Raw genomic sequence first — 13,701 nt, 5'->3', positions numbered from 1 at the left:
GCAGTGACGATCGATGTCATGATGTCCTCCTCAGGGGCTCGGCGGTGTCGTCCGGTCGGCGCGACAGCCCACCAGCCTATTCCTGAGAACCAGCTGGATGCAAGAGTGATTCCCGATCCGGCGGAAATCCCGAGATCTGCGGCCGACGACGGGATCCCTCCACCTCGGCCGCGTCGGCCTCGAAGTCGTCGCCGTCAGATCGCCGCCGACTCCCGAGCGAGCAGACTCTCCTTCACCGGCAGACCCCATGCGAATCCGCCCAGCGTGCCGTCCGACCGCAGCACGCGGTGGCACGGCACGAACAGCGCCGGCGCGTTGCGGGCGCAGATCGAGGCCGCCGCGCGCACCGCGTTCGGATTGCCGAGACGCGTGGCGAAGGAGGTGTAGGTCAGCGGTTCTCCCGGCGCGATCTCGCGCAGCGCTCTCCACCCGAGCTGCTGCAGCGGCGTCCCGTGCTGCGACACCTGCACCGCGTCGATCGCCGCGAGGTCTCCCGCATAGTAGGCGTGCACGGCGTCAGCGGCCGTCGTGTCCGCCTCGCGCGCTTCCTCCGGCCGATGCGCGGCCGAGAGACGCCCCAGGATGGACTCCTGATCCGCCGTCCACCCGGAGGCGAGCACACGCTGCCGCTCGTCGGCGAGGATCGTGAAAGGGCCGTCAGGGGTATCGACGGTCTGGATGATGGTGGTCATGACGGCTCCTTCGAGAGCGGGGCGAGAGTGGCGGACGCGGCGTCGTTCGAGGACGAGACCTCCCGGCCGACGTCGGCAGCGGGAGGCATCGCGCGGGCGCGGCGCGCCGGACGCACCGGCGCCGCGCGCCAGAGGTGGGCGCTGAGATAGCTCCGCCACGGCGCAGCACGCTGTGCCCAGGCGGTGAGAGCCCGGGGCTCGGCGGGCACTCCTGCTTCTGCGGCGCCGGCTCGCAGGGCGACGTCTCCTGAGAGGAGCACGTCCGGATCGCCGAGGACTCGCATGCGCACGTAGTCGGCCGTCCACGGGCCTATCCCTGGCATCGCCATGAGGGCGGATCGTTGCGCGATCGGATCGTCGCCGACCGAGAGCTGCAACGACCCGTCGGCGAGGGCCGAGGCGGCGCCGACTATCGCCCTGATCCGAGCCGCCGGTCCGCGCAACACACCGGCGGCGTGCGCGGCGATGTCGGACATGCGGGGGAACAGCAGCCCGCCATCGATGCGCTCCCCGAGGGCCTCGGCGAGCGCCGTGAGGGCTGTCCGCGCCGCGGTGACGGTGATCTGCTGCCCGATCATGGCCCGGATCAGCATCTCGTGGGGATCGGCGGATCCGGGCACGCGGATTCCCGGTGTGCGTGCCACGTACGGCGCGAGCTCCGCGTGCGCGCTCAGCGCGTGATCGATCGCGAGCGGATCGGCATCGAGGTCGAAGATGCGCCGCACGGTCGAGACGAGCGGTGCCAGGTCGCCGAGCTGCGAGACGCGGGCCTTCAGGTGGAGCCGATCGTTCGCGTCCTGCGTCACCTCGAACCACGCGGGCCCGCCGCCCATCCGCAGATGTCGTGAGAACGACGAAGGTCCGGCTTCTTCCACACCCGTGACGGCGCGCGCCGCCATCCAGTCGAAGATCCCCGATGCATCGAGCGGGCCGCGATACGGCAGCAAGAGGTCGATCGCCCCGGGCGTCGCAGTGATCGTGGTGCGTCGTCTGGCCCGGAGCTCGCCCGGCGGCAGTCCGAAGACCTCGCGAATGGTGTCGTTGCACTGGCGGATGCTCGAGAAGCCCGCAGAGAAGGCGACGTCGGAGACGGGCAGGTCCGTACCGACCAGCAGCATGCGCGCCGTGTGGGCGCGATGCGCCCTGGCCAGAGCGAGGGGGCCTGCGCCGAGCTCGGCCGACAGCAGCCGGGTGAGATGCCTGGTCGAATAGCCGAGGCGCGCCGCCAGACCGGAGACGCCCTCGCGTTCGACCACGCCGGATCCGATCAGCCGCATGGCACGGGCCGCGACGTCGCTGCGGATGTCCCACGCCGGCGATCCCGGCGCTGCCTCGGGGAGACACCGCTTGCACGCGCGATACCCCGCTTCGTGCGCGGCGGCACTGGTGGCGTAGAAGGTGACGTTCTCGGGTTTGGGCGTGCGCGCGGGGCAGCTCGGGCGGCAGTAGATGCCTGTCGATCGCACCGCCGTGACGAACTGCCCGTCGAAGCGCGTATCCCGCGCAGCGATCGCGCGGTATCGCTCGTCGAAATCGGTGATCGGGAAGCTCATGGCTCCACTCTGTCACGCACGTCCGACATCGACTGGCGGGAATCGGACACGGCCGTGCGAGCGGCGGTCGATGCATCAGACGGAGAGGAACCGCACGGCGTGAGAAGAGAGTGCACGACAGGAGAACTGCGTACGCGACAGGAAAGGGCCCCGCAGCTCGTCGCTGCGGGGCCCTTCCGAGATATGGCCGTCGACTCAGGCGCCGGGGCCGTAGAGGTCCCAGAGGAGGTGGGCGTCGGCTGTCTGCCACCAGGGATCGTCGAATGGGGGGAACTCGAACATGAGCACTCTTTCTCGTGGACCGCGGTCGCAGTCGACGGCGGCGGTGTCGGTGTCGGGCCTCGAACGAGGCATTCAGCCGCCACGATAAGCCCGCGCGAGGAGGCCCTCAAGCGGAACTCACGCGAGTATTCCGGTACTCCAGAATCGCGCTTCTCAGATCATTCCGATATCCCGTCATGCTCTCGTCGCTGCCCCGCGCAGCGCGCACGTCGAGCCCTACCGTGTTCCACATCCGTCCGGGACCGGCGGAGAAAATGGAGGCAACAATGTCCCTTCGCTCGAACCCCTTCGTCGAAGACGCCCTCGGGGGCCGGCGCCTCACGCCGTGGTGGATCGCACTTCCCCTCGTGTTCCTCGTTCTGATCCTCGGTGTCCAGACCGCGGCCAACGCCGCGCTCGGCGCCTTCTGGAATCCGCCGGCCGGCTCGCCCGCGTCACAGCTCAAGGAGACGATCACGTTCGCCGTGGCTGCAGTCGTGCTCATCCTCTGGGTCACGCTGTTCGAGCGTCGTCGCATCTGGACCCTGGGCTTCAGACGTCCGCGCACCGGAGTGCTGGTGATGCTCGGAGGACTGCTCGCGGGCGGCATCGCGATCTCCATTCCGGCCCTGTTCCTCTGGGGGATCGGCGCTTACGAGCGCGTCACCCCGCCGGAGGACGCCGTGACCGGCCCGTCCGCCGGGGTCCTGCTCGTGCTTCTCGCACTCACGTTCTTCATCCAGGGCGGCACTGAAGAGCTGCTGACGCGGGGATATCTCCTGCAGACCGGCGGGGCCGCGCTCCCCGCCTGGCTCGCAGTGCTCCTTCCGGCGCTGCTCTTCACGCTCATCCACGGGGTGATCGGCGACCCGCTGCCGTTCGCGACGATCTTCCTCTACGCCCTCTTCGCGAGCTTCCTCGTTCTGAGACTCGGCTCGCTCTGGCTGGTCATCGGATTCCACGCTGGTTGGAACTTCACGATGGGCAACATCTACGGCATCCCCGTCTCCGGCCTTCCGCCGCTTTCGACCTCGGCCATGTATCTGCAGCCCGCCGAGGAAGCCCCCGACTGGCTCACCGGCGGCGACTTCGGCACCGAAGCCAGCCTGCCCGCGGTGATCGTCCTGGCAACGCTGACGCTCATCGCTTTCTTCGCCTACCGCCGCTCGCCCGCACGCCGCGCCCGCGGTGCCGTCCGGCCCTGAGGCCGTCCGCCGACCCGCGACGAGCGTCTCGGTCGGCACCTCGCTGTGCCAGTCCCGGCGAACGCCGAAACCCCCTTCTGCTGGTATCAGCAGGAGGGGGTCTCGGTGTGAGCCGCGAGCTCAGTGCGAGCCGCGGGGCTCAGTGGAAGAAGTGGCGCTCCCCGGTGAAGAACATCGTCACGCCGGCCTTCCGCGCGGCATCGACGACCTCTTTGTCACGGACCGATCCGCCAGGCTGCACGATCGCCGTGATTCCGGCGTCGATCAGCACCTGAGGGCCGTCGGCGAACGGGAAGAAGGCGTCGGAAGCCGCGACCGAACCGGCCGCACGGTCGCCCGCCCGCTCGACGGCGAGGCGGCACGAGTCCACACGGTTGACCTGGCCCATGCCGACGCCGACCGTCGCAGTGTCCTTCGCGAGCACGATGGCGTTCGACTTCACGGCGCGGCAGGCCTTCCACGCGAAGATGAGGTTCTCCATCTCGCGCTCGCTCGGGCGCTCACCCGATACGAGCTCCCAGTTCTTGGCGACCGAGACGATGTCGTCCGGGAAGCGATCGGCATCCTGCAGCAGCAGTCCGCCCGAGACGAGGCGCACGTCCATACGCTCCTGCTGCCAGTCCTCCGGCAGCTGCAGCAGACGCAGATTCTTCTTGGCCTTGAAGACCTCGAGCGCGGCGGGCTCGAAGGCGGGAGCCACGATGACCTCGGTGAAGATGTCCTTGAGGTTCTCGGCCATCTTGAGCGTCACCGTGCCGTTCGCGGCGATCACGCCGCCGTACGCCGAGACGGGGTCGCACTCGTGAGCGCGCAGGTGGGCGCTGGCGATCGGATCGAGGGCGTTCGGGGCGGTGGTGGCGATGCCGCACGGGTTGGCGTGCTTGATGATCGCCACGGCCGGCTTGACCATGTCGTAGGCGGCGCGCAGCGCGGCATCCGCATCGACGTAGTTGTTGTACGACATCTCCTTGCCCTGCAGCTGCGTGGCCTGCGCGATGCCGTGGCCCCCGGCGCGGGAGTAGATCGCGCCACGCTGGTGCGAGTTCTCTCCGTAGCGGAGCGTCGCGAGGCGCTCCGCCTCGATCGTGAGGTGCGCAGGCAGGTCGTCGCCGTCGTTCAGCGTGCCCTCCGCGAACCACGAGGCGACGGCGGTGTCGTACGCCGCCGTGTGTGCGAATGCGCGGGCCGCGAGCTCACGGCGCTGCGTGAGACCGGTGCCGCCGCCCTCGATGGCGCCGATGATCCCGGGGTACGACTGGGGCGAGACCACGATCGCCACGTTGGCGTGGTTCTTCGCCGCTGCGCGGACCATCGCCGGACCGCCGATGTCGATCTGCTCCACGACGTCGTCGCCCTCGGCACCCGAGGCCACCGTCTCGACGAACGGATACAGGTTCACGACCACGAGCTCGAACGGCTCGATGCCGAGTTCGGCGAGCTGGCGCTCGTGGTCCTCGAGGCGGAGGTCGGCGAGCACGGCGCCGTGCACCTTCGGGTGCAGGGTCTTCACCCGGCCGTCGAGCATCTCCGCCACGCCCGTCACGGTCGCGACATCGGTCACGTCGTAGCCGGCCTCGCGGATGGCGGCGGCGGTCGAGCCGGTCGAGACGATCTCTACCTCGGCGTCGGCGAGGGCCTTCGCGAGGACGAGCAGGTCGGTCTTGTCGCTCACCGAGACGAGCGCACGGCGGATCCGGACGGTGTCGCGGTCGCGGTACAGCGAGTGGTCGTGGCGGGGGCCGGCCATGAAGTGCTCCTTCGTGCGAGAGGTCGTGCGGGGTGTGGATTCAGGAGGTGAGCGAGAGGTCGCCGGTCGCGATGCGGCGCACCACGTCGATGAGGAGACGCCGCTCGACGGGCTTGATGCGCTCGTGGAGGGTGTGCTCGGTGTCGCCGTCGAGCACGGGCACGCGCTCCTGCGCGAGGATGGGGCCGGTATCGACCCCGTCGTCGACGACGATGACGCTCGCGCCCGTCTCGGCGACGCCGGCGGTCAGCGCATCGCGGACGCCGTGCGCTCCGGGGAACTCGGGCAGGTATGCGGGGTGCGTGTTGATGAGGCGCGGCGAGTACGCGGCGACCAGGTCGTGCGGCAGCAGGCGCATGAGACCGCTCAGCACCACGAGGTCGGGGTTCCAGACGGCGAGCTGCGTGCCGAGCTCCGCCCCCCATTCCTCACGGCTCTCGTGCTCGTGCCACGGCACCGTGAAGCTGGGGATGCCGAACTCCTCGGCGTGCGCGAGTCCGTCGGCCTGACGGTCGGCACCGACGACCACGACCCGCGCCGGGAATTCGGGGTCGCGAGCGGCCTCGAGAAGGGCACGAAGATTCGAGCCCGTGCCCGAGATGAGAACGGCGACCGTGAGCACGCGCCCAGTCTACCGGCGCTCATGCGCCGCCCCCGACCGCGTGTCAGTCGAGCGGATCGCCCGGATACCGCCGGGGCTCGCGGTCGCCGTCGACGTCGACGGAGCGATCAGGAGCTCCCCACGACGCGCGGTTCGGATCGTCCCACGACCGACGGTCCCGCTCCCCCCACGCGGTCGCGACGCCTTCTTCGGACGCCGAGCCAGATGCCGAGTCGGACGCCGAGTCCGATGCCGAATCGGATGCCGTCATCGCGGCCATCCACCGATCGGTGCGCTCCTCCGCGACCTCGTCGCGGTGTCGGGGAGAGAGCAGCAGGATCGCTGCACCCAGCACGACCTCGCCGCCGAGCGCGAGGGCGAACGGCAGCGGCGCCGGCCCGGCCTCCGCAAGCCTCCCGGGGCCGATCGAGCCGGAGGCGAGGACGGCCGCGAGCGCCGCGACGAGTCCGGTGACGATACCCATGCCGCCCGCGATGACGGCGCGCGGTGCGGTGGGCAGCGGCGTACCCTCCCACACGAGGCGTGATCGCACCGCCCATCCTGCGAAGGCGCCGGCGCCGATCGGCAGCAGCACGACGATCAGCATCCAGATCGTGGTGTGCTCCGGCAGCAGGCCGAGCACGGGGATTCCCGGCACCACTCCGAGCTGCGTGCCGGCGGGAGAGACGGCCGTGCCGACGCCCACCGCGAACCCGGGGCCGGCGAGCCACGACGCCGCCCAGACGAGCATGGTGGGCAGGTACGCGAGCTGGCCGAGGGTGATGACCGTCGCGCCGAGCCCGTCGACCCGCGTCGCCTGGAAGAGGGCGACGACCTCGCCGCCTCTGACGAATGTGAGGATCGCGAGCGACAGTCCCGCGACGGCGACGATGGCGGTGATCGCGAGTGCGGCACCGCGGGCGACGGATGCCGGCACCGGCCCCCACTCGCCCCAGGAGTCCACGACGTCGTGCACGCGGTCGACGATGCCTCCGTCGCCGTCCTCCCACGCGACACGCACCGCCCCGACCAGCGCTCCGACGAGATAGGCCACCGGAGGGAGGGCGATCGCGAGGAGCAAGGGTGTCTGCGCAGCGGCGAGACGTGCGGTGACGGCGACGCCCGCCGCGATCACAGCCGTCGCCGCCGTTCCCGAGGCGACGCCGAGCACCCAGGCGCCGGCGCGCGCGGCGCGGGCACCGGAGCGCGCGGCGAACAGCACCGTGAAGAGCAGGAAGGCGAGCGGCGTGACCGACAGGGTGAACGCCGCGGCATCCGGAGCGACGCCCGTCGCCCTGAGCACCTCGGCGGCGATCTCGATATCGAGAGGTGCGCCGTGCCCGAACTGCCACAGCGTGCCCGCGAGGGGCCACAGGGCTCCCCAGTCGGCGTTCGCGCCGAACGCGAGAGTCCACAGGAGGGTGAGCGGCGCCAGCAGTGCTGCCAGCCCGACGGCGGCCGCGATGGCGGCGTCGAAAGCGGCGAGGAGCGCGACGAGGAGGCGTTGCATGACCGTTCGAGACTACGACGAGAACGCCGCGGACGCCTGCGGGCGCGCGCGGGGCGGCGGACGCGATATCGTCTCCCCCGGAGGTTTCCCGATGTCAACTGCCCCGTCCCCCACCGCCGCGAAGCCCGAGCCGGCGAACGCGCTCGATCGATTCTTCGAGATCAGCAAGCGCGGTTCCACCCTCGGCACCGAGATCCGAGGTGGTCTCGTCACGTTCGTCACGATGGCCTACATCGTGATCCTGAACCCGATCATCCTGTCCGGCTCCGCCGACGTCGACGGCAACACCCTCGACTTCAGCGCCGTCGGCGCCGCCACGGCCCTCACCGCCGGCATCATGACGATCCTCTTCGGAGTGATCACGCGCCTGCCGTTCGGCTTCGCCGCCGGTCTCGGCATCAATGCGTTCGTCGCGTTCTCGGTCGTCGGCCAGGTCACGTGGCCCGAGGCGATGGCGCTCGTGATGATCAACGGTGTCGTGATCGTGCTGCTCGCCGTCACCGGCCTGCGCAAGATGATCTTCGACGCCGTGCCGTTCCAGCTGAAGATCGCCATCACCGTCGGCATCGGCCTGTTCATCGCCTTCATCGGCTTCGTGAACTCCGGCTTCGTCACCGCGACCGGCTCGGCATCCCCGCCCGTCGGCCTCGGCGTCGGCGGATCCGTCGCCACCGTCCCGACCGTGCTGTTCATCGTGACGCTGATCATCACCGGCATCCTCGTCGCCCGCAAGGTGAAGGGCGGCCTGCTCATCGGTCTCGTCTCCGGCACCGTGCTCGCCGTGATCGTCGAGGCGATCTGGCACCTGGGCGCAGCGGCCGATGGGAACGCCGGCGGCTGGGGCCTCACGGTCCCCGCGCTCTCCGGTGTGCCGTTCAGCCTGCCTGACCTGAGCCTCGTCGGCGCCGTCGACTTCGGCTTCGACCTCAGCAAGGTCAGCCTCGTCGCCATCGTGATGATCGTCTTCACCCTCGTCTTCTCGAACTTCTTCGACGCGATGGGCACCATGACGGGTCTCGCCAAGGAGGCGAACCTCGCCGACGAGAAGGGCGACTTCCCCCGCATCAAGTCGGCGCTCGTGGTCGAGGGCGTCGGCGCGATCATCGGCGGCGGAACCTCTTCGTCGTCGAGCACCGTGTTCATCGAGTCGGGCGCGGGAATCGGAGAGGGGGCACGCACCGGCTTCGCGAACGTCATCACCGGCGCCATGTTCCTTCTGGCGATGTTCCTCACCCCGCTCACGTCGATCGTGCCGACCGAGATCGCGGCCGCAGCGCTCGTGATCGTGGGCGCGATGATGATGGCTCAGATCAAGTACATCGACCTGACGGACTTCAGCGTCCTGCTGCCGGTCTTCCTCACAGTGACCGTGATGCCGCTGACCTACTCGATCGCCAACGGCATCGGAGCCGGCTTCGTGAGCTGGGTGCTCGTGCAGGCCCTGTCCGGCAAGGCCAGGCGCATCAGTCCGCTGCTCTGGATCGTCGCCGTCGGCTTCGTCCTGTTCTTCGCCCGTGGCCCGATCGAGGCCGTGTTCGGCGTCGTCTGAACGCCGATACACAAGAGGGGCGGATGCTGCGGCATCCGCCCCTCTTGTGTATCGCGGGCGGGCTCTCCCTCACACGGTCGTGGCCGGGGCGGCGGGGGGATGCCGCGGACGAGGGGATGCCGGGGCGGATGCCGAAGGCCGGGCGCCGGGCATGAGAAAGGCCCCGGGGTGGAGCCCGGGGCCTTCTCGTACAGCCTAGCGCGTCAGAGCGACTCGACGCTCTTCGACTCGTCGCTGCGCTTCTCGCTCAGCGACCGGTCGGCTAGAGGGATTCGATGACAGCGCGCATCAGGGCGGCGGTCTCGGACGGCGTCTTGCCGACCTTGACGCCGGCGGCCTCGAGGGCCTCCTTCTTCGCCTGCGCGGTGCCGGCGGAGCCCGACACGATGGCGCCGGCGTGGCCCATGGTCTTGCCCTCGGGAGCCGTGAAGCCCGCGACGTAGCCGACGACCGGCTTCGTGACGTGCGCCTTGATGTAGTCGGCCGCGCGCTCCTCGGCGTCGCCGCCGATCTCGCCGATCATGACGATCGCCTTGGTCTCGGGGTCGGCCTCGAAGGCGGCGAGCGCGTCGATGTGCGTGGTGCCGATGACCGGGTCGCCGCCGATGCCGATGGCGGTCGAGAAGCCGAGGTCGCGCAGCTCGAACATCATCTGGTACGTCAGGGTGCCCGACTTCGACACGAGGCCGATCGGACCCTTGCCGGTGATGTTCGCCGGCGTGATGCCGACGAGCGCCTCACCGGGGGTGATGATGCCGGGGCAGTTCGGACCGATGATGCGGGTCTTGTCGCCCTTGCTCTGGGCGTAGGCCCACGCCTCGGCCGAGTCGCCCACCGGGACGCCCTCGGTGATGACGACGAGCAGCGGGATCTCGGCGTCGATGGCCTCGATCATCGCGTCCTTCGTGAACGCGCCGGGGACGAAGGCGATCGACACGTCGGCGCCGGTCTCCTTCATGGCCTCGGCGACCGAGCCGAAGACGGGCAGCTCGATGTCGGCGCCGTTCTTGTCGGTGTGCGAGACGGTGGTGCCGGCCTTGCGCGCGTTGACGCCGCCGACGACCTGGGTGCCCGCCTTCAGCATGAGGGCGGTGTGCTTCGTGCCCTCGCCGCCGGTGATGCCCTGGACGATGACCTTGGAGTCCTTGTTGAGGTAGATCGACATTCTTCTAGTCCTTCAGTCTCAGGCGTTGGCGAGCTCGGCGGCCTTGTCGGCGCCCTCGTCCATCGTGGCGGCCAGGGTGACGAGCGGGTGCGCGTACTCCGCGAGGATCGCGCGCCCCTCCTCGACGCGGTTGCCGTCGAGACGAACGACGAGCGGCTTGGAGGCCGCGGAGCCGAGGGTCTCGAGAGCGCCCTTGATGCCGTTGGCGACGGCGTCGCAGGCGGTGATGCCGCCGAAGACGTTCACGAACACGCTCTTGACCTGCGGGTCGCCCAGGATGACGTCGAGGCCGTTGGCCATGACCTCCGCCGAGGCGCCGCCGCCGATGTCCAGGAAGTTCGCGGGCTTGACGCCGTTGTGGTTCTCACCGGCGTAGGCGACGACGTCGAGCGTCGACATGACGAGACCGGCGCCGTTGCCGATGATGCCGACCTCGCCGTCGAGCTTCACGTAGTTGAGGCCCGACTTCTTGGCCTTGGCCTCGAGCGGGTCGGCGGCGTCCTTGTCTTCGAGCTCCTCGTGCTCCGGGTGACGGATCTCGGAGGCGTTGTCGTCGAGCGTGACCTTGCCGTCGAGCGCGATGATGTCGCCCTCTTCGGTGCGGACCAGCGGGTTGACCTCGACGAGGGTCGCGTCTTCACCCTTGTAGACGTCGAACAGCTTCACGAAGACGTCGGCGACCTTCTCGACGAGGTCCTCCGGGAACTTCGCCGCGCGGGCGATCTCGACCGCCTTCTCCTTGTCGATGCCCGTGAGCGGGTTGACCTCGACGCGGGCGAGGGCTTCGGGGCGCTCGACCGCGAGCTCCTCGATCTCCATGCCGCCCTCGACCGAGCAGAGGCTCAGGTACGAGCGGTTGGCGCGGTCGAGCAGCACGGAGAAGTAGAACTCCTCGGCGATGCGCGCACCCTGCGCGACCATGACGCGCTTGACGATGTGGCCCTTGATGTCGAGGCCGAGGATGGCCTTCGCGGCCTCGTATGCCTCGTCGGGGGTCTTGGCGACCTTGACGCCGCCCGCCTTGCCACGGCCGCCGGTCTTCACCTGAGCCTTGACGACGACCACTCCGCCGATCTTCTCGGCTGCCGCCCTCACCTCCTCAGGGGTGTCCGCGACGATGCCGGCGAGGACCGGCACTCCGTACTTCTCGAAAACGTCTCGTGCCTGGTACTCGTACAGATCCACTGTGGTTCCTTCACTGGGCTGCTGTCTGGTAATTCTCTCGATGTCGAGACATCGACCAGTCCCCCAGCCTACTACCTCGGCCCGACCGCCCCGGAGCGACGCGAACCACTGGCGCCGGGCCGCGGAGGTTCTAGGCTTTCGCTATGCGAGACTTCTCCGATTCGCGCGACACCGTCGTCGCCGCCGCACTCGAGCTCTTCCAGACGCAGGGCTTCGATCAGACCTCCGTGGAGCAGATCGCGAAGGCGGCCGGCGTCTCGCGCTCGACGTTCTTCCGCCAGTTCGGCGGCAAGGAGGACGTCGTGTTCGCCGACCACGAGGTGATGCTCGGGCAGCTCCGCGAGTACCTCGCCGAGGGGCATGACGACCCGTGGGGCGCGGTGTGCGCGGCATCCGAGTCGGTGTTCGCCCACTTCGCCCGCGACCCCGAGCTGGCCCGCCGCCGCTATCAGGTGGTGCGCCAGGTGCCGGTGCTGCGCGAGCGCGAGATCATCACCGTGTTCCGCTACGAGCGCCTCTTCGACGACTATCTGCGCAGCGCGCTGCCCGGAGTGGACCCGCTGGATGCCGTCGGCTTCGCCGCTTTGGTCACCGCGGTGCACAACCACGTGCTGCGTCAGCTGCTGCGCGGCAAGAAGAAGGTTCCCCTGTCAACGCTGCAGACCGCGCTCGCCGACGTGCGGCGTCGCTACGGTGTGCCGGCGGAGGCCGAGACGGGCGCGCCGGACGACGTCGTGGTGGCCGTGTTCCCCCGGTCGATGCCGGTGGCCGAGATCACCCGTCGCCTGCGGTCGCAGCTGGACTGACCACGGCGCCACGGCGGCGCGATGGCGCTGCGCCGGCGCGATGGCGCTGCGCCGGCGCGATGGCGCTGCGCCGCGGAAGCCGGCATCGTCATGCCCGCCTTCGTGAAACCGAGTACCGAGGAGTACGATACTGAGGTCCACAAAGGAGTCCCCATGAGCACCGCAGCCTCCCCCGTTCCCGGCGAACGCGTCGCCTCGTACGACATCACCGCCAGGCAGGACAGCGACTACTACGCCGTCTTCGCCGACATCCCCGATGCCGACCGGGTCGCATGGGATCGGGCGAAGTCGTACATCGACGAGGTCGGACCGCAGATGGCCGATGCGTGGGACCGGGCCGAGTATCCGCTGGACGCAGCCCGCCGCATGGGCGAGATGGACCTCGTCGTCGACGGGATCGACCACCCGTCGCTCACACGCCTCTCCCCCCTCGCCGCCGGCCTGGTGAACATGGAGATCTCTCGGGGCGACGGATCCCTCGGCACCGTGCTCGCCGTTCAGGGAGGCCTCGCGCTGCGGACCCTCGCCCTCTTCGGCTCGCCCGCGCAGCAGGACCGCTGGCTCACCGCGCTCGCCGACGGCTCCGTCCTCGGCTCGTTCGCCCTCACCGAGCCCGACCACGGCTCCGACTCGGTCTCGCTCGAGACGGTCGCCCGCCGCGACGGCGAGGAGTGGGTCATCCGCGGCGCCAAGAAATGGATCGGCAACGGCGCCTCCGGCGGCATCACCTTCGTATGGGCGCGGGTCGACGACGAGACAGCCGCCGAGCACGGGGCCGTGCGCTGCTTCCTCGTCGAGCAGGAGACACCGGGCTACACGGGGACCGCGATCCGCGGCAAGGCGTCACTGAGGGCGATCCACCAGGCGCACATCCGTCTCGACGACGTGCGTGTCCCGCTCGACGCCGCACTGCCCGGCACGAAGAGCTTCAAGGACGCCTCCGTCGTCCTGTACGCCACCCGCTCGGGCGTCGCCTGGTCGGCGCTCGGGCATGCGACCGCCTGCTACGAGGCAGCACTCGCCTACGCGAAGGAGCGGGTGCAGTTCGGCAAGCCGCTCGCCGGATTCCAGATGGTGCAGGAGCGACTGACCCACATGCTCGAAGACGTCACGGCGATGCAGCTGTACTGCCGGCGCCTCGCCGACCTCGAGACCGCGGGCGAGCTGCGACCCACCCAGGCGTCGCTCGCGAAGTTCCACAACACGCGCGCGGCGCGACGGGTCGCGGCCACGGCACGCGACCTGCTCGGCGGCAACGGCATCCTGCTCGAGTACGGCGTCATGCAGCACATGGCCGACATCGAGGCGATCCACACCTACGAGGGCACCGAGAGCGTGCAGGCCCTGCTGCTCGGCCGCGACATCACCGGGAAGAGCGCCTTCGTCTGACCCGGCGACCGCGCGGGGCGAGGTCAGTCGCAGCCGCA

The 13,701-nt window shown here is 69.7% G+C and carries 12 protein-coding genes; 4 read left to right on the top strand and 8 right to left on the bottom strand.

The genetic code is table 11. The annotated features are described in order from the left end of the window. Positions 1 to 194 precede the first annotated feature (194 nt). From FSY98_RS12550 to FSY98_RS16765, 3 genes are all read right to left on the bottom strand, one after another. Positions 195 to 692, bottom strand: coding sequence for a methylated-DNA--[protein]-cysteine S-methyltransferase (locus tag FSY98_RS12550; RefSeq protein WP_144877010.1), 498 nt, complete (start codon positions 690 to 692; stop codon positions 195 to 197). Next, the gene (locus FSY98_RS12545) at positions 689 to 2,245 is read right to left on the bottom strand and encodes a DNA-3-methyladenine glycosylase 2 family protein (protein ID WP_144877009.1); all 1,557 of its coding nucleotides are present in this window, start codon (positions 2,243 to 2,245) and stop codon (positions 689 to 691) included. Before FSY98_RS12545 ends, FSY98_RS12550 begins: the two co-directional genes overlap by 4 nt. A 195-nt stretch (positions 2,246 to 2,440) precedes the next feature. Continuing rightward, on the bottom strand, positions 2,441 to 2,599 hold the full coding sequence (locus tag FSY98_RS16765) for a hypothetical protein (RefSeq protein ID WP_186307674.1): 159 nt from the start codon (positions 2,597 to 2,599) through the stop codon (positions 2,441 to 2,443). A 194-nt stretch (positions 2,600 to 2,793) separates the two neighbouring features. Here FSY98_RS16765 and FSY98_RS12540 point away from each other — a divergent pair, with 194 nt between their 5' ends. Then, a complete protein-coding gene (locus FSY98_RS12540) occupies positions 2,794 to 3,711 on the top strand; it encodes a CPBP family intramembrane glutamic endopeptidase (protein ID WP_186307673.1) in 918 nt (305 codons plus the stop codon). A 139-nt stretch (positions 3,712 to 3,850) separates the two neighbouring features. On the opposite strand, the gene purH is transcribed toward FSY98_RS12540, so the two are convergent. The 3 genes from purH to FSY98_RS12525 are packed head-to-tail and all read right to left on the bottom strand — an operon-like array spanning position 3,851 to position 7,569. Then, positions 3,851 to 5,458 carry a bifunctional phosphoribosylaminoimidazolecarboxamide formyltransferase/IMP cyclohydrolase gene (purH, locus tag FSY98_RS12535; RefSeq protein ID WP_144877007.1) on the bottom strand — a complete coding sequence of 536 codons (1,608 nt, stop codon included), beginning with the start codon at positions 5,456 to 5,458 and terminating at the stop codon, positions 3,851 to 3,853. A gap of 40 nt (positions 5,459 to 5,498) precedes the next feature. After that, a complete protein-coding gene (purN, locus tag FSY98_RS12530) occupies positions 5,499 to 6,080 on the bottom strand; it encodes a phosphoribosylglycinamide formyltransferase (protein ID WP_144877006.1) in 582 nt (193 codons plus the stop codon). A 43-nt stretch (positions 6,081 to 6,123) separates the two neighbouring features. Next, the gene (locus tag FSY98_RS12525; RefSeq protein WP_222119167.1) at positions 6,124 to 7,569 is read right to left on the bottom strand and encodes a DUF6350 family protein; all 1,446 of its coding nucleotides are present in this window, start codon (positions 7,567 to 7,569) and stop codon (positions 6,124 to 6,126) included. A gap of 91 nt (positions 7,570 to 7,660) precedes the next feature. On the opposite strand from FSY98_RS12525, the gene FSY98_RS12520 reads away from it, so the two are divergent. After that, a complete protein-coding gene (locus FSY98_RS12520) occupies positions 7,661 to 9,118 on the top strand; it encodes an NCS2 family permease (RefSeq protein ID WP_144877005.1) in 1,458 nt (485 codons plus the stop codon). A 262-nt stretch (positions 9,119 to 9,380) separates the two neighbouring features. Here FSY98_RS12520 and sucD read toward each other — a convergent pair whose 3' ends face one another. Beyond that, on the bottom strand, positions 9,381 to 10,283 hold the full coding sequence (sucD, locus tag FSY98_RS12515; protein ID WP_144877004.1) for a succinate--CoA ligase subunit alpha: 903 nt from the start codon (positions 10,281 to 10,283) through the stop codon (positions 9,381 to 9,383). Positions 10,284 to 10,301: 18 nt separating this feature from the next. Beyond that, the gene (sucC, locus tag FSY98_RS12510; RefSeq protein WP_144877003.1) at positions 10,302 to 11,468 is read right to left on the bottom strand and encodes an ADP-forming succinate--CoA ligase subunit beta; all 1,167 of its coding nucleotides are present in this window, start codon (positions 11,466 to 11,468) and stop codon (positions 10,302 to 10,304) included. 143 nt (positions 11,469 to 11,611) lie between these two features. Here sucC and FSY98_RS12505 point away from each other — a divergent pair, with 143 nt between their 5' ends. Both FSY98_RS12505 and FSY98_RS12500 read left to right on the top strand, forming a co-directional pair. Further along, positions 11,612 to 12,274: a TetR/AcrR family transcriptional regulator gene (locus FSY98_RS12505; protein WP_144877002.1), complete on the top strand. Its 663-nt coding sequence runs from the start codon at positions 11,612 to 11,614 to the stop codon at positions 12,272 to 12,274. Positions 12,275 to 12,427: 153 nt separating this feature from the next. Next, positions 12,428 to 13,663 (top strand): acyl-CoA dehydrogenase family protein, encoded by a 1,236-nt coding sequence (locus FSY98_RS12500; protein WP_144877001.1) that lies wholly within the window; start codon positions 12,428 to 12,430, stop codon positions 13,661 to 13,663. The last annotated feature ends 38 nt before the right edge of the window (positions 13,664 to 13,701 follow it).

This window comes from Microbacterium sp. 1.5R (assembly GCF_007667425.1).
In the GTDB taxonomy this organism is placed as follows: Bacteria; Actinomycetota; Actinomycetes; order Actinomycetales; family Microbacteriaceae; genus Microbacterium.
Note: the sequence above shows the minus strand (reverse complement) of the source record. Positions and strands in the feature narration are given on the sequence as shown.

Coding starts and splice junctions, on each gene's coding strand:
- FSY98_RS12505 (WP_144877002.1), top strand. CDS start 11,612: ATGCGAGACTTCTCCGATTCGCGCGACACCGTCGTCGCCGCCGCACTC.
- FSY98_RS12520 (WP_144877005.1), top strand. CDS start 7,661: ATGTCAACTGCCCCGTCCCCCACCGCCGCGAAGCCCGAGCCGGCGAAC.
- FSY98_RS12545 (WP_144877009.1), bottom strand. CDS start 2,245: ATGAGCTTCCCGATCACCGATTTCGACGAGCGATACCGCGCGATCGCT.
- FSY98_RS12550 (WP_144877010.1), bottom strand. CDS start 692: ATGACCACCATCATCCAGACCGTCGATACCCCTGACGGCCCTTTCACG.
- sucD (WP_144877004.1), bottom strand. CDS start 10,283: ATGTCGATCTACCTCAACAAGGACTCCAAGGTCATCGTCCAGGGCATC.
- purH (WP_144877007.1), bottom strand. CDS start 5,458: ATGGCCGGCCCCCGCCACGACCACTCGCTGTACCGCGACCGCGACACC.
- FSY98_RS12525 (WP_222119167.1), bottom strand. CDS start 7,569: ATGCAACGCCTCCTCGTCGCGCTCCTCGCCGCTTTCGACGCCGCCATC.
- FSY98_RS12540 (WP_186307673.1), top strand. CDS start 2,794: ATGTCCCTTCGCTCGAACCCCTTCGTCGAAGACGCCCTCGGGGGCCGG.
- FSY98_RS12500 (WP_144877001.1), top strand. CDS start 12,428: ATGAGCACCGCAGCCTCCCCCGTTCCCGGCGAACGCGTCGCCTCGTAC.
- FSY98_RS16765 (WP_186307674.1), bottom strand. CDS start 2,599: ATGCCTCGTTCGAGGCCCGACACCGACACCGCCGCCGTCGACTGCGAC.